The 22,206-nt window shown below is 42.7% G+C and carries 12 protein-coding genes and 4 rRNA genes; 12 read left to right on the forward strand and 4 right to left on the reverse strand.

The window, feature by feature from the left end:
• Positions 1-74 precede the first annotated feature (74 nt).
• From pomA to AAGD16_RS03675, 4 genes are all read left to right on the forward strand, one after another.
• Positions 75-842, forward strand: coding sequence for a flagellar motor protein PomA (gene pomA, locus AAGD16_RS03660; protein WP_016900636.1), 768 nt, complete (start codon positions 75-77; stop codon positions 840-842).
• Positions 843-844: 2 nt separating this feature from the next.
• Positions 845-1,765: a flagellar motor protein MotB gene (locus tag AAGD16_RS03665; RefSeq protein ID WP_028834921.1), complete on the forward strand. Its 921-nt coding sequence runs from the start codon at positions 845-847 to the stop codon at positions 1,763-1,765.
• 147 nt (positions 1,766-1,912) lie between these two features.
• Positions 1,913-2,398, forward strand: a complete 486-nt coding sequence (locus tag AAGD16_RS03670) for a hypothetical protein (protein WP_013464238.1) — start codon at positions 1,913-1,915, stop codon at positions 2,396-2,398.
• Between the two features lie 75 nt (positions 2,399-2,473).
• On the forward strand, positions 2,474-4,414 hold the full coding sequence (locus tag AAGD16_RS03675) for a DNA topoisomerase III (protein ID WP_377113709.1): 1,941 nt from the start codon (positions 2,474-2,476) through the stop codon (positions 4,412-4,414).
• Between the two features lie 28 nt (positions 4,415-4,442).
• Here AAGD16_RS03675 and AAGD16_RS03680 read toward each other — a convergent pair whose 3' ends face one another.
• Positions 4,443-5,753, reverse strand: coding sequence for a M20 family metallopeptidase (locus AAGD16_RS03680; protein WP_368485388.1), 1,311 nt, complete (start codon positions 5,751-5,753; stop codon positions 4,443-4,445).
• 109 nt (positions 5,754-5,862) lie between these two features.
• Between AAGD16_RS03680 and AAGD16_RS03685 the strand changes: the two genes are divergently transcribed.
• The 6 genes from AAGD16_RS03685 (at position 5,863) to glsB (ending at position 14,306) form a co-directional block, all read left to right on the forward strand.
• Positions 5,863-6,720, forward strand: coding sequence for a tetratricopeptide repeat protein (locus tag AAGD16_RS03685; protein ID WP_013464241.1), 858 nt, complete (start codon positions 5,863-5,865; stop codon positions 6,718-6,720).
• A gap of 597 nt (positions 6,721-7,317) precedes the next feature.
• Positions 7,318-8,857: ribosomal RNA gene (locus AAGD16_RS03690) — 16S ribosomal RNA — on the forward strand.
• 292 nt (positions 8,858-9,149) lie between these two features.
• Positions 9,150-12,035, forward strand: a 23S ribosomal RNA gene (locus tag AAGD16_RS03695).
• 133 nt (positions 12,036-12,168) lie between these two features.
• Positions 12,169-12,283 (forward strand): 5S ribosomal RNA (gene rrf, locus AAGD16_RS03700).
• Between the two features lie 63 nt (positions 12,284-12,346).
• A 5S ribosomal RNA gene (rrf, locus tag AAGD16_RS03705) occupies positions 12,347-12,461 on the forward strand.
• Together the 16S, 23S and 5S rRNA genes form the textbook arrangement of a ribosomal RNA operon.
• A gap of 921 nt (positions 12,462-13,382) precedes the next feature.
• Entirely contained in the window at positions 13,383-14,306 is a 924-nt protein-coding gene (gene glsB / locus AAGD16_RS03710; RefSeq protein ID WP_377113714.1) for a glutaminase B, read from the forward strand.
• A gap of 22 nt (positions 14,307-14,328) precedes the next feature.
• Here glsB and AAGD16_RS03715 read toward each other — a convergent pair whose 3' ends face one another.
• On the reverse strand, positions 14,329-15,633 hold the full coding sequence (locus AAGD16_RS03715; protein ID WP_013464270.1) for an inosine/guanosine kinase: 1,305 nt from the start codon (positions 15,631-15,633) through the stop codon (positions 14,329-14,331).
• Positions 15,634-15,810: 177 nt separating this feature from the next.
• Between AAGD16_RS03715 and tadA the strand changes: the two genes are divergently transcribed.
• Entirely contained in the window at positions 15,811-16,317 is a 507-nt protein-coding gene (gene tadA, locus AAGD16_RS03720) for a tRNA adenosine(34) deaminase TadA (protein WP_013464271.1), read from the forward strand.
• Here the strand turns inward: tadA and AAGD16_RS03725 are convergent.
• Together AAGD16_RS03725 and mltF are read right to left on the reverse strand one after the other, a co-directional pair.
• Positions 16,314-16,484 (reverse strand): hypothetical protein, encoded by a 171-nt coding sequence (locus AAGD16_RS03725; RefSeq protein ID WP_008468235.1) that lies wholly within the window; start codon positions 16,482-16,484, stop codon positions 16,314-16,316. The genes tadA and AAGD16_RS03725 overlap by 4 nt on opposite strands.
• A 126-nt stretch (positions 16,485-16,610) precedes the next feature.
• The gene (gene mltF / locus AAGD16_RS03730) at positions 16,611-18,056 is read right to left on the reverse strand and encodes a membrane-bound lytic murein transglycosylase MltF (protein WP_368485390.1); all 1,446 of its coding nucleotides are present in this window, start codon (positions 18,054-18,056) and stop codon (positions 16,611-16,613) included.
• A 211-nt stretch (positions 18,057-18,267) separates the two neighbouring features.
• On the opposite strand from mltF, the gene purL reads away from it, so the two are divergent.
• On the forward strand, positions 18,268-22,158 hold the full coding sequence (gene purL, locus AAGD16_RS03735; RefSeq protein WP_377113719.1) for a phosphoribosylformylglycinamidine synthase: 3,891 nt from the start codon (positions 18,268-18,270) through the stop codon (positions 22,156-22,158).
• Positions 22,159-22,206 lie beyond the last annotated feature (48 nt).

Genomic DNA, 22,206 nt, shown 5'->3' on the forward strand with positions numbered 1-22,206 from the left:
TATTTCAGTATCTTGCCGATAAACAATTAATAACAACGCTTGCGAAGAAAAAATATAAAACCTTTGGAGGGAATGTGGATTTAGCAACCATTATTGGGATCCTTGGCGCAATTGGCTTAATTGTCATGTCCATGTTTATGAGTAGTAGCGGTGAAGTCGCTATGTTTTACAATACCCCTTCTGTGGTTATTGTATTTGGTGGTTCCCTTTTTATCGTTTTATCTAATTTTACCATGTCGCAATTTCTTGGCATTGGTAAAGTATGTGCAAAAGCGTTTATGTTTAAAATTGAGCCTCCTGAAGCATTAATCGAAAAAGCGGTAGAATTAGCTGACTCTGCTCGAAAAGGCGGGTTTTTAGCCTTAGAAGAAGCCGAAATCCCAAATCCTTTTATGCGCAAAGGCGTTGATATGCTAGTAGATGGACATGATGCTGATGTGGTACGTGCAACATTACAAAAAGATATTTCGTTAACCACCACTCGCCATGAAATGGGGGCAACCTTATTTAAATCATTAGGTGATATTGCACCTGCAATGGGGATGATCGGTACGTTGATAGGCTTAGTGGCTATGCTTTCGAACATGGATGACCCCAAAGCTATCGGACCGGCAATGGCGGTTGCGTTGTTAACCACATTATACGGTGCATTTTTAGCAAACGTTGTAGCCATTCCTATTCAGGTAAAACTTGAACTGCGTAAAGACGAAGAGGCCATGAATCAGCGCTTAATTTTAGATGCAGTATTAGGTATTCAAGACGGGCAAAATCCTAAAGTAATTGAAGGGATCTTGAAAAATTATCTAGCTGAATCAAAACGCGCAGTCAATACTGAGGAATAATTATGTCAGATGAAGAGTGCAAATGCCCACCTCCAGGACTTCCTGCGTGGATGGGAACGTTTGCCGATTTAATGTCATTATTAATGTGCTTTTTCGTACTTTTACTCGCATTTTCTGAAATGGATGTACTTAAATTTAAACAAATTGCAGGCTCAATGAAGTTTGCTTTTGGTGTACAAAATAAAATAGAAGTAAAAGACATTCCAAAAGGGACATCTGTTATTGCTATGGAGTTTACGCCGGGTAAACCTGAGCCAACTCCTATAGAAACCATTCAGCAACAAACGGTTGAAATGACCCAACAAATGCTTGAGTTTCAGGCGGGAGATGAAAGCTCCGCAGGTGGACGTCAAGAGCAACGTGGTGAAAAGCGAGGTGGTGAATCAAGTAGTACCTCAGAGGAAGTTGCTGCAGCTACGGCAGTGTCTGCTGCTGATCAAGAGCAAATAAATGACTTAGTTAAAAAAATTGCGCAACAGCTTGAAAAGCAAATTATTGATGGGGCTATTGAGCTTGAATCTTTAGGGCAGCAAATCATAATTCGTATTAGAGAAAATGGCTCGTTTCCATCGGGGAGTGCATTTTTACAACCACAATTTAAACCTATCATTCAAGATATTGGCCGATTACTTAAAGATGTACCCGGTGAAATTACGGTGTCTGGTCATACGGATGATTTTCAGGTTTCCAACGAGCTTTACATTAATAACTGGGATTTATCATCTAAACGCGCAGTTGCGGTAGCGAGTGAATTACAAAAAGTTCCAGGTTTTGATAAAACCAGAATGATGGTGGTAGGGCGTGCAGAAACTAGGCCCTTAGTGCCGAACGATTCCCGCGAAGATCGAAGACGTAACCGCCGTGTAGAAATATCAATTTTACAAGGCAAGGCAAAAGAGTCAGCGCCAATTGATGTAAGATAGAATGACTTGGCTATGTACCTTTTTTAGCATAGAATGCAACATTCTTAACAAATGTAATGGGGCGAATATGTTGACTAAGTATTGTAGTATGCCTGGTAACGGCGATGGAACTGATGAAGATACAAAAGTTAAGTAAGGTTATTTAGTTTGCCTGAATGGTTTTTGTATTTTGTAAGTATATTAAGCAAAAGCTGGGTTCTTATTTTGAGTCCGGCTATTTTTATATTCTTTATCCTCAAAGATTATTTAGCTCTTAGGTTCGTTGTTATTACTGCCGCTTTTTTCTTATTTGGCACTGTGACCTACTCAAGTTTAATGGCGTTTGATGATGGTATTTATATATACCGTTACCTTGTATGGGCATTAACAGATATTACTTGGATGGCACTTATTGCTTATTGGGGTCTTAAAGATAAAGTGCATTTGTGGCAATGTGTACTTGGGCAGCTTATTGTTATTGGTGCACCCATTCTTCAATTATTTCGCTTAGTTGACCGACACCTTTGGGATTTATCTTATAGCACTGTGATGTATCAAACATTTATGCCTTTAATAAATATTGCCACTGTTGTTGTCTGCTACCTGCCTCTTTTATATCTTTTTGTTAATAAGCGAAATAAAGCTTTAAGTTAGAAACTATAAAAATATCCCCAGTTTTAAACTGATATGCTAAACTACTGTTTATATGAACAGTGTTAGGGTGTGGTTATGAAACTTTATATTGCTGAAAAACCTTCATTAGGACGCGCTATTGCAGATGCGCTTCCAAAACCTCATAAAAAACACGATGGTTATATTGAAGTGGCGAATGGTGATTGTGTGTCTTGGTGCATAGGCCATTTGCTCGAGCAAGCAGAACCTGATGACTATGACGAACGTTTTAAAAAATGGCAATTTGAGCATTTACCTATTGTGCCTGAACACTGGCAATTAAAAGCTAAAACAAAAACCCGTAAGCAGCTTACCATTTTAAAAAAATTAATTAAGCAGGCAACAACACTCGTACATGCTGGCGATCCTGATCGTGAGGGTCAGCTACTGGTTGATGAAGTAATCGAGCAAACAAAAATTAGTCAAACCAAAAAGCAAAGTATTCAACGCTTATTGATTAGTGATTTAAACTTAACTGCGGTAAAAAAATCACTCAACTCTATGCGGGCTAACCGTGATTTTATCCCTTTAAGTGTATCTGCTTTAGCGCGGTCTCGTGCTGATTGGTTGTTTGGTATGAATTTAACGCGAGCTTATACGCTAGCTGGGCAAAAAGCGGGCTTTGGTAATGTGTTGTCGGTTGGGCGAGTACAAACACCTATTTTAGGTTTAGTTGTAAATCGTGATAATGAAATCGCAAATTTTGTATCCAAACCATTTTATGAAGTACTTGCTCATCTTGTTACACCTGAGCAGCAATCATTTACTGCTAAGTGGATACCGAGTAAAGCGTGCGAACCATATCAAGATGAAGAGGGCAGAGTACTTAATAAAGCCTTAGCCGAAAATGTGACTTCACGCATTGCTAATCAGCCCGCAAATGTAACAGCGCTTGAGCAAAAGCAAAAAAAACAAGCCGCGCCGCTTCCTTATAACTTATCTGCTTTACAAATAGATGCTGCTAAAGCTTTTGGGATGCCAGCACAAAAAGTACTCGATATTTGCCAAGTTTTATATGAACGTCATAAATTAATTACCTACCCACGCTCAGATAACCGTTACTTACCGAGAGAGCATCACCAAGATGCACCTGCTATTTTAAAAGCGATAGCCGTAAATGGTGGGCAGTCAGTAGAGCTGGTAAATGAGGCAAATGCAAAACAACGTAGTAAATGTTTTAATGATGCAAAAGTGGCCGCTCATCACGCCATTGTGCCGACAGCTAAACAGTTAAAAAGTGTGAGTTTAGCCAATGATGAAGCAAAAATTTATCAGTTAATAAGTCGACACTATTTAATTCAGTTTTATCCCGACTACATTTACAACGAAAGTAAAGTAGAGGTAACCATAGCCGGTGGTTTATTTAAAGCAAGTGCAAAGCAAGATGTAAGCTTAGGTTTTAAATTGCTCATGGGTAAGTCGGAACTTAAAGAAGAAGCTACATTACCTTATTTAGAAAAAGGCATGGCACTTACTTGTACTAAAGGTGAAGTGGTGCAAAAGCATACATCTCCTCCGGCTCATTTTACCGATGCAACCTTACTTGCTGCTATGACGGGAATTAGCCGTTATGTAAAAGACCTGCAAATCAAAAAAATATTAAAAGAAACAGATGGCCTCGGTACAGAAGCAACGCGTGCAGGCATTATTGAGCTGTTATTTAAACGTCGCTTTTTAAAACGTGAGGGAAAAGCAATTAAAGCAACTGAAACAGGTCTTGCATTAATTAGTGTATTACCAGATGGATTATCAAGCCCCGACTTAACTGCAAAATGGGAGTCGAGTTTAGGTGATATTGCACAGCAAGCAATGAGTTATCAGCAGTTTATACAACCTTTATTAGCCGATTTAACTAATTTTGTAAGCCAAGCGGCGAACTGCAATAGTCAGGCATTTGCACTGTTACCTAAAACGTCACCTAAAAAGCGCTTTGCCAAACGTACAAAAAAAGCGCCATATAAAAAGTCGAGTTATAAAAAAAGCCCTGCGGTAAATTAATCGCAGGGCTTACATATAGCGTTGGAGGTTACTGATTGAATAGTGCCACAGCGGCGTTACTCATTGCCTTTATTCCTGTAGGCAGTGCTACTTTATAATCAGGCGCAAATTTACTTGAATGTAACGAGGGCAGTGTTTCGTTATTTTTTATTGCCTTGGCGTACTGCTGTTGGTTAACGCCACCTAGCCAAAATAAGGTGATAGGAATATTTTCGTCGGTGCGCCCGTATAATCCAAAGTCTTCACCGGCCATTACCGCTTCTGTTTCGAGCACGTTTGCATCACCTATCGCACTTTTTATAGCGTTTCGAACAAGGTTAGTTTGTACTGGGTTATTGTAAGTTGATGGAATTGATTCATCTTCATGAACTTTCACTACAGGGTAGAGAGATTCCTCGAGGCCTGCACTTTGTGCTATACCTGCAGTAATACGTTTAATTGCCGCTATTTGTGCGTTACGTACATCTGGATTGTAGCTGCGTAGCGTAAGTTGTAACTTAACTTCATCAGAAATAACATTGTGTTTAGAGCCACCATGAATGGAACCCACCGTTATCACTGAAGGTTCAAGTGGAGAAAGCTCTCGACTAGTAATTGTTTGTAGTGCAAGTATTGTTCGAGCTGCGATGATCACAGGATCGATAGTTGTATGCGGGTAAGCACCATGGCCACCTTTGCCTTTTATACTAATATCAACAGAATCAACACTGGCCATGGTGTATTCATTTTTCATTGCCACTTTACCCGCAGCAACGCTAGCGCTTACATGCAAAGCAATAATATGATCTGGTTTAGCGTATTTGTTAAATAATCCTTCCTTGAGCATTGCTTTTGCACCACCGCCTACTTCTTCAGCGGGTTGAGCAACCATCATTAAAGTACCTTGCCACTTATTTTTATGCGTAATTAATTGCTCAGCAGTACCAATAAAAGAGCTCATATGAATATCATGACCACAGCCATGCATAACGCCAACTTCACTACCTTGATCATTAATTGTGGTAATAGTTGATGCGTAAGTTTTGCCTGTTTGCTCTGTTATAGGCAGGCCATCAGTATCAGTTCTGATCATGACGGTAGGGCCTTGACCATTTTTGTAAATTCCGACTACACCATAGCCACCTACATTATCGGTTACGTCAAACCCTAATTTCTGAAGTCGTTCAGCGATTTTTTTACCTGTTTGCTTTTCCTTATATGACAATTCAGGTGATTGATGTAGGTCTAAGTAAAGTTTTTCTATTGCCGGCATGCTGGTATCAAGATCCAACTTAAGTGCTTGCGCATTCAATAATGGGCTGACTAATAAACACAATGCACTTACATACGCTAATTTCATATTTCCCTCACTACCTTCTATTGTATTTAAATGATTTAAACAGATGACTTGTAATTATTATCTTCATCACCATATAAAAACCTAAATAGATGAACATGGCAATAATTCAATGAGCAATATAGTTAGTCTTAACGCACAAAACCTTCAGCAAGTATTGGGTGAAACATCACAACAAAAGTTAGTACTACTTAACTTTTTTTCTCCACAAAGCCCAGAGTGTATTAGCCAAGCAGCTATTTTAGATAAGTTAGCTGCTGAATACAGCAACTATATAGTAGTCGCAAACTTAGACTGCGATGCAGAGCAGGCACTTGCCTCTCAACTTGCCCAACAAGTTGGATTGCAAACCTTACCTACTTTAGTGTTATTAAAAGACTCAGCTCCAGTTGATGTATTAGCGGGTGCTCAAACAGAAAGCCAAGTTCGTGATGCATTATCTAAACATTTACCAGCTCAACAAGACTTATTATTAGAGCAGGCTAAGCAAGCACTGATTAATAGCGACTTAAATGCCGCGTTTACTTATGCCAAACAAGCGTATGAACTTGATAGTCGAAATGCGAGGATTAAATTAGTACTGGCAGATATATGTATACAAATCCACAAACTCGATGAAGCCGCTGCGTTAATAGAAACAATAGATGTAAAAGAGCAAGATGCATACTTTAATAATATTAAGGCAAAATGTGAGGCCGCATTAGAGGCAACCGATTCACCGCAGATAAAAGAACTTCAAGAAAAAGTCGCTAAACATCCAAATGAACTTGATTTGCAAATGCAGCTAAGTAACCTTTTAAATGAAGCGGGAAGGAAAGAAGAGGCATTAGAAGCACTCTTTACTATCCTTAAAAAGGATCTTAACTATGATGAAGCCAAACCAAACTTCTTAGCAATAATCGCCTCTTTACCTGACGGCGATGCATTAGCCGCTAAATATCGCCGCAAGCTCTATAGTATTTTATATTGACGGCTAATTAGAACCTTTATAAAAGCATCTAACTAAAGATGCTTTTTTGTTTTCTACATTTAAAAAGAGGATAAATGCAGGGTTATCCACAGGGTTTTGTGGGTAACGTGTGTGTCTAGGTGGGGTATCTTAGGGGGAAAAATTAAATGCAAAAAAGCCTTTAAAAACGCTTGCGTTAAAATCGATTCTCCCTATAATGCGACCCCACTGAGACGGGGAACGCCAACGCATAGCGAAGCAGGAGCTGCTCAGAAAGTCGAGTAAAACTTGAGTTTAGATTTTTGATAAAGTTTAAAATTAAGTGTTGACAAAAAAATAGGAAAGCGTAATATGCGCAGCCCTAGCGAGATAAAGTTAAACGCTTTAATCGCAACGTTCTTTAACAATATAAAGCAATCATCTGTGTGGGCACTCGTACAGATTGAGTTCTAACAGCCAAGCTACTTAGGTAGTGAGGCAAACAAATTTAGAGTCTCAATTGAAACTGAGTGACCAACAGAATAGTTACTTAGGTAATTATTCAGCACAGTCAATTCAATATCGAAAGATATTAAATAATTCAGAATTCATTGAGCTGTCGAAAGACATAAAACTTTTTAATTGAAGAGTTTGATCATGGCTCAGATTGAACGCTGGCGGCAGGCCTAACACATGCAAGTCGAGCGGTAACAGAGAGGTGCTTGCACCTTTGCTGACGAGCGGCGGACGGGTGAGTAATGCTTGGGAACATGCCTTGAGGTGGGGGACAACAGTTGGAAACGACTGCTAATACCGCATAATGTCTACGGACCAAAGGGGGCTTCGGCTCTCGCCTTTAGATTGGCCCAAGTGGGATTAGCTAGTTGGTGAGGTAATGGCTCACCAAGGCGACGATCCCTAGCTGGTTTGAGAGGATGATCAGCCACACTGGGACTGAGACACGGCCCAGACTCCTACGGGAGGCAGCAGTGGGGAATATTGCACAATGGGCGCAAGCCTGATGCAGCCATGCCGCGTGTGTGAAGAAGGCCTTCGGGTTGTAAAGCACTTTCAGTCAGGAGGAAAGGTTAGTAGTTAATACCTGCTAGCTGTGACGTTACTGACAGAAGAAGCACCGGCTAACTCCGTGCCAGCAGCCGCGGTAATACGGAGGGTGCGAGCGTTAATCGGAATTACTGGGCGTAAAGCGTACGCAGGCGGTTTGTTAAGCGAGATGTGAAAGCCCCGGGCTCAACCTGGGAACTGCATTTCGAACTGGCAAACTAGAGTGTGATAGAGGGTGGTAGAATTTCAGGTGTAGCGGTGAAATGCGTAGAGATCTGAAGGAATACCGATGGCGAAGGCAGCCACCTGGGTCAACACTGACGCTCATGTACGAAAGCGTGGGGAGCAAACAGGATTAGATACCCTGGTAGTCCACGCCGTAAACGATGTCTACTAGAAGCTCGGAACCTCGGTTCTGTTTTTCAAAGCTAACGCATTAAGTAGACCGCCTGGGGAGTACGGCCGCAAGGTTAAAACTCAAATGAATTGACGGGGGCCCGCACAAGCGGTGGAGCATGTGGTTTAATTCGATGCAACGCGAAGAACCTTACCTACACTTGACATACAGAGAACTTACCAGAGATGGTTTGGTGCCTTCGGGAACTCTGATACAGGTGCTGCATGGCTGTCGTCAGCTCGTGTTGTGAGATGTTGGGTTAAGTCCCGCAACGAGCGCAACCCCTATCCTTAGTTGCTAGCAGGTAATGCTGAGAACTCTAAGGAGACTGACTGCCGGTGATAAACCGGAGGAAGGTGGGGACGACGTCAAGTCATCATGGCCCTTACGTGTAGGGCTACACACGTGCTACAATGGCGCATACAGAGTGCTGCGAACTCGCGAGAGTAAGCGAATCACTTAAAGTGCGTCGTAGTCCGGATTGGAGTCTGCAACTCGACTCCATGAAGTCGGAATCGCTAGTAATCGCGTATCAGAATGACGCGGTGAATACGTTCCCGGGCCTTGTACACACCGCCCGTCACACCATGGGAGTGGGTTGCTCCAGAAGTAGATAGTCTAACCCTCGGGAGGACGTTTACCACGGAGTGATTCATGACTGGGGTGAAGTCGTAACAAGGTAGCCCTAGGGGAACCTGGGGCTGGATCACCTCCTTATACGATTTAGAACTTATTTGTTCGTAGTGTCCACACAGATGATTGTTAGTTAGTTTGCTCTTTGAGTTTACTAATTAATATGCTCTTTAAAAATTTGGAAAAGCTGATAATAAAATTCGTATGAATACATTGTATTTGTACAGAGTTTTCAAAAGTAAAAAAGAATGATAGCAGTATCATTCAGTGCCATTTAATGAACGTTTCGTTTGTTGATTGGTATCTACTTTAGTATTCAATATTAACTTCTGGCGAAGTTAAACTGTCACAAAACAAAGACCCGTTTGGGTTGTATGGTTAAGTGACTAAGCGTACACGGTGGATGCCTTGGCAGTTGGAGGCGATGAAGGACGTATTAACTTGCGATAAGCCTAGTCAAGCTAGTAAAAAGCACTTGAGACTAGGATTTCCGAATGGGGAAACCCACCTGCTTGCAGGTATCGTTAACTGAATACATAGGTTAACGAGGCGAACGCGGAGAACTGAAACATCTAAGTACCCGTAGGAAAAGAAATCAACCGAGATTCCGATAGTAGCGGCGAGCGAAATCGGAACAGCCCTTAAGCTTATTATGTGTTAATGGAAGGCTCTGGAAAGTGCCACGATACAGGGTGATAGTCCCGTACATGAAAACGCATTTTAAGTGAAATCGAGTAGGTCGGAGCACGTGAAACTTTGACTGAATATAGGTGGACCATCATCTAAGGCTAAATACTCCCAACTGACCGATAGTGAACCAGTACCGTGAGGGAAAGGCGAAAAGAACCCCTGTGAGGGGAGTGAAATAGAACCTGAAACCGTGTACGTACAAGCAGTAGGAGCCCACTTGTTGGGTGACTGCGTACCTTTTGTATAATGGGTCAGCGACTTATATTTTGTAGCGAGGTTAACCGATTAGGGTAGCCGTAGGGAAACCGAGTCTTAACTGGGCGAATAGTTGCAAGGTATAGACCCGAAACCCGGTGATCTAGCCATGGGCAGGTTGAAGGTTGAGTAACATCAACTGGAGGACCGAACCCACTAACGTTGAAAAGTTAGGGGATGACCTGTGGTTAGGAGTGAAAGGCTAATCAAACCGGGAGATAGCTGGTTCTCCCCGAAATCTATTTAGGTAGAGCCTCGGACGAATACTTACGGGGGTAGAGCACTGTTAAGGCTAGGGGGTCATCCCGACTTACCAACCCTTTGCAAACTCCGAATACCGTAAAGTAATATCCGGGAGACACACGGCGGGTGCTAACGTCCGTCGTGAAGAGGGAAACAACCCAGACCGCCAGCTAAGGTCCCAAAGTCATAGTTAAGTGGGAAACGATGTGGAAAGGCCCAGACAGCCAGGAGGTTGGCTTAGAAGCAGCCATCCTTTAAAGAAAGCGTAATAGCTCACTGGTCGAGTCGGTCTGCGCGGAAGATGTAACGGGGCTAAACTATGCACCGAAGCTGCGGATTCAGAATTTATTCTGAGTGGTAGGGGAGCGTTCTGTAAGCGGTTGAAGGTGTACCGGGAGGTATGCTGGACGTATCAGAAGTGCGAATGCTGACATGAGTAACGATAATGCGGGTGAAAAACCCGCACGCCGGAAGACCAAGGGTTCCTATCCCATGTTAATCAGGGTAGGGTAAGTCGACCCCTAAGGCGAGGCCGAAAGGCGTAGTCGATGGGAAACGGATTAATATTTCCGTACTTGGTATAATTGCGATGGGGGGACGGAGCAGGCTAAGCAAGCATGGCGATGGTAGTCCATGTGAAAGTGTGTAGGCTAGTGACTTAGGTAAATCCGGGTTGCTGTTAGGCTGAGACACGAGACGAGTCACCAAGGTGATGAAGTTGCTGATGCCATACTTCCAGGAAAAGCCTCTAAGCTTCAGATTATACCGAATCGTACCCCAAACCGACACAGGTGGTCAGGTAGAGAATACTAAGGCGCTTGAGAGAACTCGGGTGAAGGAACTAGGCAAAATCGTACCGTAACTTCGGGAGAAGGTACGCTCCGATTGGTGATGGGACTTGCTCCCTAAGCTGATTGGAGCCGCAGTGACCAGGTGGCTGGGACTGTTTATTAAAAACACAGCACTGTGCAAAATCGCAAGATGACGTATACGGTGTGACACCTGCCGGTGCCGGAAGGTTAATTGATGGGGTTATCTTCGGAGAAGCTCTTGATCGAAGCCCCGGTAAACGGCGGCCGTAACTATAACGGTCCTAAGGTAGCGAAATTCCTTGTCGGGTAAGTTCCGACCTGCACGAATGGTGTAACCATGGCCACGCTGTCTCCACCCGAGACTCAGTGAAATTGAAATCGCAGTGAAGATGCTGTGTACCCGCGGCTAGACGGAAAGACCCCGTGAACCTTTACTACAGCTTGGCACTGAACATTGAACCTACATGTGTAGGATAGGTGGGAGACTTAGAAGCAGAGACGCTAGTTTTTGTGGAGTCGTCCTTGAAATACCACCCTTGTAGTTTTGATGTTCTAACGTTGGCCCCTGAATCGGGGTTACGGACAGTGCCTGGTGGGTAGTTTGACTGGGGCGGTCTCCTCCCAAAGAGTAACGGAGGAGCACGAAGGTTGGCTAAGTACGGTCGGACATCGTACGGTTAGTGTAATGGTAGAAGCCAGCTTAACTGCGAGACAGACACGTCGAGCAGGTACGAAAGTAGGTCATAGTGATCCGGTGGTTCTGAATGGAAGGGCCATCGCTCAACGGATAAAAGGTACTCCGGGGATAACAGGCTGATACCGCCCAAGAGTTCATATCGACGGCGGTGTTTGGCACCTCGATGTCGGCTCATCACATCCTGGGGCTGAAGTCGGTCCCAAGGGTATGGCTGTTCGCCATTTAAAGTGGTACGCGAGCTGGGTTTAGAACGTCGTGAGACAGTTCGGTCCCTATCTGCCGTGGGCGTTTGAGAATTGAGAGGGGTTGCTCCTAGTACGAGAGGACCGGAGTGAACGAACCGCTGGTGTTCGGGTTGTCATGCCAATGGCATTGCCCGGTAGCTACGTTCGGAACTGATAAGCGCTGAAAGCATCTAAGCGCGAAGCAGGCCTCGAGATGAGTTCTCACTAGACTTTTAAAGTCTCTGAAGGGCCGTTGAAGACTACAACGTTGATAGGCAAGATGTGGAAGTGGTGTGAGCCATTAAGCTAACTTGTACTAATTACCCGTGAGGCTTAACCATACAACGCCAAACGCGTTTTATGCGACAGTTTAAGCGAAGAAGTTAATAGACTAAAGTAGATACTTGAAGACTTTTATTATCAGAAATTCCAAATTTTAGTAAGCTTGATTAAATCGAACTTACACCAAATTTGCTTGGTGACAATAGCGTTTTGGACCCACCTGACCCCATGCCGAACTCAGCAGTGAAACGAAACAGCGCCGATGATAGTGTAGCATTTGCTATGTGAAAGTAGGACATTACCAGGCTCCAAATTTAGTCGAAAGACTTTAAATTTAAAAATAAATAATAAGAAAATTGAAAAGAATTTTCTTGGTGACAATAGCGTTTTGGACCCACCTGACCCCATGCCGAACTCAGTAGTGAAACGAAACAGCGCCGATGATAGTGTAGCATTTGCTATGTGAAAGTAGGACATTACCAGGATCCAAATAAGAGAAACCCGTTACAGCGATGTGACGGGTTTTTTGCTGTCTGGGATTTAATAAATAGCCAAGAGCCCATGCCGAACTCAGTGGTGGCTTTTCTCGTACATCCTGTGCTCCACGGCATTCGTATTCCTAAACAGCTCGAAGGCGAGCCCCGCATAAGGCCGCCCCGACACAATGATAGTGTCGCATTTGCTATGTGACTTTCTACTGCTGTGGGCACCATGACATTACCAGGATCCAAATAAGAGAAACCCGTTACAGCGATGTGACGGGTTTTTTGCTGTCTGGGGTTTAATAAATAGCCAAGAGCCCATGCCGAACTCAGTGGTGGCCTTTCTCGTACATCCTGTGCTCCACGGCATTCGTATTCCTAAACAGCTCGAAGGCGAGCCCCGCACAAGGCCGCCCCGACACAATGATAGTGTCGCATTTGCTATGTGACTTTCTACCGCTGTGGGCTCCATGACATTACCAGGATCCAATTAAAGAAACCCGTTACAGCGATGTGACGGGTTTTTTGTTGTCTAGGATTTAATAAATAGTCAAGGGCCCATGCCGAACTTAGTAGTGGCCGCTCTTGCATATCTTGTGCTCCATGGCATTCGTATTCCTATACATCAAACATAACAGCTTGGATCTAAACAAAATAGTGGGATGTTCTATTGTATTGTCGCTATTAATTAGCGCACTGGCTCCAAATAACAGAACCACGTTACAGCAAAATGCTGGTTTTTTATTGTTTTAAATTTGAAGATGAATTACGCAATATCTTAAAAAAAAGAGACTGTCCGCTAATCTCATCATGTATATGCTTCCTATCAGATTACTAATAACTTATAGACTTAACATTCTCATGCAGTTATAGATCCTACGTGTTAAAATTTGATTTTAACTTTGCATATTATTGAGGTGTCTATTGCCAACCAGTGATTATCAACGAGTGCTAAATGAGATAACTCAAGAGGTTAAACCTTTATTGAGCCAAGGTAAGGTTGCTGATTATATCCCTGCTCTTGCTGAAGTTGATCTTGAGCAGTTTTCTATTGCCATTTACACCACTGAGGGGGAGATATTTTGCGCGGGTAATTGTGAACAGCGTTTTACTATTCAATCTGTTTCTAAAGTAATGACTCTGACATTAGCGCTGCAACGTTATGGCGATGAACTATGGAGTAGAGTGGGTAAAGAGCCCTCAGGAACAGCATTTAATTCACTGACCCAGCTTGAGTTTGAAAAAGGCATACCCCGTAACCCATTTATTAATGCTGGTGCCATAGTTACCTGTGATGCTTTATATAGTCGTTTATCAGCACCCATGCACTCTATGCTGGAAACATTTCGCGATTTATCTGGTAATCGAAGTATCGTAATAGATAAACAAGTGGCTAATTCAGAGTATGAGTTTAGGCATCGAAATGCGGCAATGGCACACTTAATGAAATCATTCGGTAACTTTGAAAATGAAGTGGATGATGTACTGTGGTCATACTTTAATTTTTGTGCCATAGAACTTAATTGTATTGAACTTGCTAAGGCTTACAACTTTTTAGCTAATAAAGGGATAGACTTCAGCTCTTCTAAACGAGTGCTTTCTAGCCGTCAAAATAAGCAACTAAACTCGTTGTTATTTACCAGTGGTTTATATGATGCGGCGGGTGATTTTGGTTATCGAGTGGGGATGCCTGGAAAATCAGGGGTTTCTGGGACTATATTGGCGGTATTACCGAATAGGTTTACTGTGGCAGTGTATTCCCCAGGATTAAACTCTTTTGGTAACTCGGTGGCAGGAATAGCAGCATTAGAGCTGCTATCTAAAAAGCTTGATATATCTATATTTTAAATACGCTGAGTGCATTGGGATTTTATTGATCCCAATACACTTGCTCTAAACAATCTTCGCGCTCTGGTAAGCCACGTGATAAGCGTGGAGAATGTTGAACCAGCACTTCGTAACTTGCACGGTTGGCGTATTTACTGATTTGAGCGAGCGAAGAGTAGGTAATCGCTTGTTGCTGATGTTTTGCTGAATTAGCAACGTTCAACTTATGATAAACATTCGCTGATAAGTCATGCAATACAGCGGCTAAAGCACAATCACCAGCGCCGTTGGTATTTTTAATCGAGTCAGGCCCGCCCATAAACGGAGCAGTATGACTATATGCCTTTATTGGGTTTTCACAGTCAACTTTACGCATTGCACGTGAAAACTCATAACGATTAAAATCAGGGATAGCACCAGGCAAAAGTGGATACTCTGTTTCGCGTTTGAAACTGTCATCAACAAAACCGGCCATAAATAAGCCTTTTTCACCGGCAGTACAAATTACTAAATCAACCCAGTCTAATGCTTTGTCGGCAGCTAGTAATGGATCTTCAAATCCAGTAATTGCTTGGCCTTCTTCTTCGTTCATAGCAAGGATATCAACATGCTTTTCTACAAAGTTAGCCCACCATGTCGGATCCTGCTCGATAAGAAACTTAGTACCGAGTGTTAATACAACCGGTACATCTGCATCGTTAGCATACTTGATTGCTTGCATGGTCGCTTCGGTCATGGTTTCATCGCCTTGAGTACGCATTAAATAAGCGCTAATCACTAATGCCGATGAGCCTTCGATTAGCTCTTTATCAATTGACTCAGGCTTTAGATAATTCATTAGGCCAGCACTAATGGCAAAGGTGCGTTCACCTGTTTCATCAATCAATGTGAAACAGCGGCCTATAGGACCATCTACAGGCTGTAAGTAGTCTAAGTCTACGCGACTTGAGTTATTACATAAAAAGCGATAAGCATAACTGCCTATTTTTATGTTTTCACTCATTACACCTAATAGCACCGAACGGTCATCAGCAAGTACGGAATAGTTGTGCATCGTGTTGCCAACGGTTCCGCCTGCGAATTCGTAATCGACCATGTCGTTTAGTTTTAAGCGATCGTATAAAGCATTGGTGATGTCATTATCTATAACTTGCGACATCCCTCGGCGCAATTGAAATTCATCGAGAAAAGCTTGGTCAACCTTAGCTTCTATATCAACAACGATTTGATCGATCCCCGTAATATAGCTGCGGTGTAATCGCTCAGTGGCGTTAAGTTGATTGGTCAGTGGATCTTTGGCTTCCACTGGAAAATAATGTTTATGCCTGCGGCGTCCAGGAAATTTCATTTGCTACCCGTGTTGTGAGCTAAATAAAAAAAGCGTGAGATTATAGCGTAAATCCTGCCTTATGAGCCATGACAAACCACTTAAATTTGTTTTATTTTTGCAATAAAGTGATCAATGACGCATTTTATTGCGCTAAGTTGGTATAATTACGGCATAAAAAATAGTTAAGTAATAATAATGACAGAGCCATTTGACGACCAATATTGGATGGAACAAGCGCTTGTGTATGCAAAACAAGCGGAGCAGCTAGATGAGATCCCGGTAGGGGCTATAATTGTTAAAGATAATCAGCTTATTAGCGCAGGCTATAATCGTTCAATTACTGATAACGACCCGTCGGCTCATGCTGAGATGATAGCGGTACGTGAAGCAGGAAAAGTACTTAATAATTACCGCTTAATTGACTGTACTCTTTACGTCACGCTAGAGCCATGCTCTATGTGCGCAGGTTTATTAGTACATAGCCGAATTAAACGCTTAGTATTTGGTGCAGCCGATGCTAAAACGGGTTCTGCCGGTTCAATTATGAACCTTTTACAAGAACCTCGTTTAAACCATCAGGTAGAAATAACGGGTGGGGTATTAGAAACACAATGTGCAGAGACTATTTCTAGTTTTTTTAAGCGTCGCCGAGCACAAATAAAGGCGGCAAAGCAAGCCGCTCGTAATAGTAACAGCGATTAGTCAGCTGCTGCTATTAAGGCGTCTAATTCAGCCATTTGCTGCATAGCAAACATGCGGCGGCGCCAAATTATTTTTTTATGTAAATTTCTTAACATCACTCGACGACGAGTGGCGGTTGAGTGCTTTATACAACGTTTAAGTTGATGTGTACGTCTACGTTTAAGCATGACTTATCCTTATGTGCTTGGTAATGACACAAAATTTTATACAATTAAGCCAGATTATTGAATAATTGATTACAAGTAAACAACTATTTGATTTTCTGATGTTCAGTTAATTACTAAGCTGCGTATTTATTTTTTTTCTTCAGCGGCATTACTTGTACGTTGCTCTGAATCATCTGGTTTAACGATTTTCTCTTCTGTTTCATTTGTTGAGGTGATTGGCGCCATTGCATTATTTTCATCAAGCCAAACAAGCGCATCGTAATAGCGGCGTATATTATCAACATAGGTCACTGCTACATCACCGCGAGCATAGCCATAACGGGTATTACGATAGTGACGTTTTTTTACTAACAATGGTAAGCGCTTTTTAACGTCGGCCCATTTATCAGGGCTAGCTCCCTGTTGCTCGGTAATAATACGGGCATCGTTAACGTGTCCCCAACCTACATTATAGGCGGCAAGTGCAAGCCAAGTACGATCCGGTTGAGGGATTCGATCCGGGACGCGTTTAATTAATTTTGCTAGGTATTGTGCACCACCGCGTATATTTTGCTCTGGTTCTAAGCGGTTTGTTACACCGACTTGTTTTGCTGTGCGTCTTGTTAGCATCATAATACCACGCACACCGGTTGGTGATTTAGCACGCGGGTTCCACATCGACTCTTGATAACTTAATGCTGCCAGTAAGCGCCAATCTAGGCTACCTGCATATTGCATAAACCAAGGTTGATATTTAGGCAGTGTTTCTTTAATTGCGTCTATATAGGCCAAGGTATTAACGTAATTAAATTGGCGGACATGACCGAAGTATTTTTCTTCGAGCACATAAAGTTGATTATTTTGTTTTGCTTCACCAAAAAAGGGGACTAATAATGCGTATAGGGAATCATCATTCGACTTTCTTAGTATCCATGCAATTGAATCATTTCGGGTAACTGAAAAGCCAATACTTAAATTAGGGTGATAGCGACGAAATAGCGCTAAAGTATGTGAATCCGCTAAGGTGTAATCTATTTCGCCGTCAATAACTGCTTGCAGTAATTCTTCTTCATCAAACTCTTCGGTTTCATTCCAGCTTAAGTTTGGGTTGGTTTGTTGAATTTCTTCTAATGTTAATGAATGGCTACTTTTAGCGATAACGGTGAAGTTTCCGGTTAAATCATCAAAATCACGAGGGCGTTCACGGCCTTGTTTAAAGACTAATTTTTGGCTAATTGTTCTGTATGTAGGGCCATAGCGATAGCGCTCAGCACGTACTTTATTGTAAGTAAGACCTGAGGCAATTAAATCGAGGTCACCACTGTCCAAACGCGCAAACATTTCGGATAAATTAAAAAAGGGTACAATTTCAAGCTCTACCCCTAAGTAGTCTGCAAACGCTTGAGAGAGCTCAAATTCAAATCCTTGTTCCCCTTGAACGGCTTGATAGTAATTACTTGCACTGGCAAGTGTACCAATACGAATTTTGTTTTCAGATTTGATTTGGGCAAGCTGTGTTGATTGCTCTTGTGTATTACATGCACACAAAAGTATGACTAACGTAATGGTTGTTATTAGCTTTATCTTCAACATATTCGCCTCTTTAGCATCGTATCTCCTGTTATAACAAAACTTACTGATTACGTCACTTATCGTTTAATCGCAGTGAGTAAAAAATAGGTGTAAACAAAAAGAAAAAGTTAATTTAATGAAAAGCGCATTTTTGAGTTAAATCTGAGAGTAATTTGGACTATAATACGCGCCTAAAATATCGTTCAATCCCTAACCCCGGGTGAAATTACTTATGTTGATCCTTCGTGGTGCACCAGCACTTTCAGAGTTCAGAGTTAATAAAATTTTAGCGCGTTGCCAACAATCGCAACTTCCTGTCACCAATGTATATGCCGAATACGCTCACTTTGCCGATTTAACATCGCCATTAAACACTGATGAGCACACCAAACTTGAAAAGTTATTAACCTACGGCCCAACAATTGCTGAGCATGCGCCAGCAGGTCAGTTGGTATTAGTGACGCCTCGTCCTGGTACAATTTCGCCATGGGCTTCAAAAGCGACAGATATCGCTCATAACTGTGGGCTTAAACAAGTTCATCGCGTAGAGCGCGGTATTGCTTACTATGTTGAAGGTGATTTAAGTGCAGAACAGTTAGCACAAGTTGCAGCACTTCTTCATGACCGCATGACTGAAGCTACTCACAGTAAATTAGAAGATGCCGCGCAGTTATTTCGCAGCGATGCACCTCGTCCAATGTCATCAGTTGATATTTTAGGTGGCGGCCGTGAAGCATTAGCCGCAGCAAATATAGAGCAAGGGTTTGCACTAGCTGATGATGAAATTGATTATTTAGTTGAAAACTTTATTAAGTTAGGGCGTAACCCTAACGATATTGAACTGTTTATGTTTGCTCAAGCGAACTCAGAGCATTGTCGTCATAAAATATTTAATGCTGATTGGACTATTGATGGCATTGAACAACCAAAGTCGTTGTTCAAAATGATTAAAAACACCTTTGAGCATAACCCTGAAAATGTATTATCTGCTTATAAAGATAATGCAGCCGTAATGAAAGGCTCAAAGGCGGGTCGCTTCTTCCCGAATGCACAAGGTGAATATGCGTATCACCAAGAAGACATTGAAATATTAATGAAGGTTGAAACCCATAACCACCCAACGGCTATTGCTCCTTTCTCTGGTGCGGCAACAGGGTCGGGCGGTGAGATTCGCGATGAGGGCGCAACTGGTCGTGGTTCAAAACCAAAAGCGGGTTTAGTGGGCTTTACTGTATCTAATTTACGTATTCCTGGTTTTGAACAGCCTTGGGAAAGTGATTTTGGTAAGCCTGGCCGTATTGTTAATGCTCTAGATATTATGACTGAAGGCCCATTAGGTGGTGCTGCGTTTAATAACGAGTTTGGCCGTCCTAATTTATTAGGTTATTTCCGTACTTACGAAGAAAAAGTGACCAGTCACAATGGTGAAGAGGTGCGTGGTTACCACAAGCCAATTATGCTTGCCGGTGGTTTAGGTAATATCCGTGCTGATCATGTTCAAAAAGGCGATATTCCAGTTGGTGCAAAACTCATTGCACTAGGCGGCCCTGCAATGAACATTGGCTTAGGCGGTGGCGCTGCATCAAGTATGGCATCGGGTCAATCAAATGAAGATTTAGATTTTGCCTCTGTACAGCGTGAAAACCCAGAAATGGAACGTCGTTGCCAAGAAGTCATCGACAAATGTTGGCAGCTAGGTGATGCAAATCCAATTGCGTTTATTCATGATGTGGGTGCAGGTGGTTTATCTAACGCATTCCCTGAACTTGTTAGTGACGGTGGACGTGGCGGTAAATTTCAGCTTCGCAATATCCCAAATGATGAACCGGGCATGGCACCACACGAAATTTGGTGTAATGAATCGCAAGAGCGCTATGTACTCGCTGTCGCTGTTGAAGATTTTGATCGTTTTGAAGCTATTTGTAAGCGTGAAAGAGCGCAATATGCGGTTATTGGTGAAGCAACTGCAGAGCCTCATTTAACGGTTGCTGATAGTCACTTTGAAAATAATCCTGTTGATTTACCGCTCGATGTTTTATTAGGAAAAGCACCTAAAATGCATCGTGATGTAACATCACAACAAGTGTTAGGTAAAGCACTCGACGTTGAAAATATCAGTGCTGCTGATGCTGCAGAACGTTTATTACGTTTACCAACCATTGCTGAAAAAACCTTCCTCATTACTATTGGCGATCGCTCGGTAACAGGTTTAGTAGCACGCGATCAAATGGTAGGCCCATGGCAAGTACCAGTAGCTAACTGTGCAGTAACCGCAGCAACGTATGACACTTACCATGGTGAAGCAATGTCACTGGGTGAACGTACGCCTGCAGCACTACTTAACTATGGCGCTTCAGCGCGTTTAGCAGTGGCAGAATCGTTAACGAATATTGCCTGTGCAAACATTGGCTCTCTTGAAAATATTAAGTTATCTGCAAACTGGATGGCCGCAGCGGGACACCCAGGAGAAGATGCCGGTTTATACGAAGCGGTAAAAGCGGTGGGTGAAGAGTTATGTCCGGCACTTGGGTTAACAATTCCTGTAGGTAAAGATTCTATGTCGATGAAAACGACATGGAAGAACGAAGATGATGCTACAGAGCAATCTGTAACATCACCGTTATCGCTTATTATTACTGCGTTTGGTCGTGTTGAAGACGTACGTAAAACAGTGACCCCACAGTTACGAACAGATAAAGGCGATACATCGCTTATTTTAGTTGACTTAGGCGCGGGCAAAAACCGACTGGGCGCATCAAGCCTTGCTCAGGTTTATAAGCAATTAGGTGATACAACACCTGATGTAGATAGCCCAGAGCTACTAAAAGGTTTTTACAACGCAATGCAAGCGCTAGTCGCTGATAGCAAGTTGCTTGCGTACCATGACCGTTCAGACGGTGGTTTATTTACCACTATCGCTGAAATGGCGTTTACCGGTCACATCGGTGTTACCGTTGATTTAGCGACTTTGACCGGCTCTGATATTGAAGCGCTTTATAACGAAGAGCTAGGTGCTGTAATTCAAGTAGCGAATAGCGATTTAGAGGCTGTAAATGCGGTATTTGAGCAGCATGGAGTTGCCGCAATTAGTCATGTGATTGGCTCGCTAAATAACGACGATAACATCGTGTTTAATCGTGGTGAGCAAACAGTACTTAATCATACTCGTACTGAACTTCGTACAATTTGGGCCGAAACAACGTATCAAATGCAAGCGCGTCGTGATAACCCAGATTGTGCTAAGCAAGAGTTTGACGCTAAGTTTGACGCAAAAGATCCTGGCTTAAATGTAAAACTTAACTTTGATTTAAATGAAGATGTTGCAGCTCCATATATTGCAACTGGTGCTAAACCGCAAATGGCTATTTTACGTGAGCAAGGTGTAAACTCTCATTTAGAAATGGCAGCTGCATTTAACCGTGCGGGCTTTGCAGCGGTTGATGTGCACATGAGCGACATTTTAGAAGGGCGCTTAACACTTGAGCAATTTAAAGGCTTAGTGGCGTGTGGCGGTTTCTCTTACGGTGATGTGCTTGGTGCGGGTGAAGGTTGGGCTAAGTCAATACTGTTTAATGACATGGCACGCGATCAATTCCAAAGTTTCTTCCACCGTGAAGACACCTTTAGCTTAGGGGTATGTAACGGTTGTCAAATGCTATCAACATTAAAAGAGTTGATCCCAGGTACTGAGCATTGGCCACGCTTTGTAACGAACAAGTCAGAGCGTTTTGAAGCACGCTTTAGCTTAGTTGAAATACAAGAGAATCCATCGGTATTCTTTAATGGTATGGCGGGCTCGCGGATGCCAATTGCGGTATCTCATGGTGAAGGCCATGCAGAGTTTGCAAACGAAGCAGCAACAAAAGCAGCACTTGCAAGTGGTACTGTAGCGGTTAAATTTGTTGATAACTACGGCAACCCTACAACGCAATACCCAGCGAACCCGAACGGCTCGCCAGAAGGTATCACAGGTATTACATCAACAGATGGCCGTGCAACTGTAATGATGCCACATCCAGAGCGTGTATTTCGTACTGTTGCTAACTCTTGGCACCCAGATGAGTGGAAAGAGGATAGCCCATGGATGCGTATGTTCCGTAATGCGCGTAAAAATGTAGGTTAATATACACACTAGATTCATGATCTGGATGTAAAATAAAAAAGGCTGCCT

Origin of the sequence: Pseudoalteromonas sp. M58 (genome assembly GCF_042604605.1) — a bacterium.
Lineage (GTDB): Bacteria > Pseudomonadota > Gammaproteobacteria > Enterobacterales > Alteromonadaceae > Pseudoalteromonas > Pseudoalteromonas tetraodonis.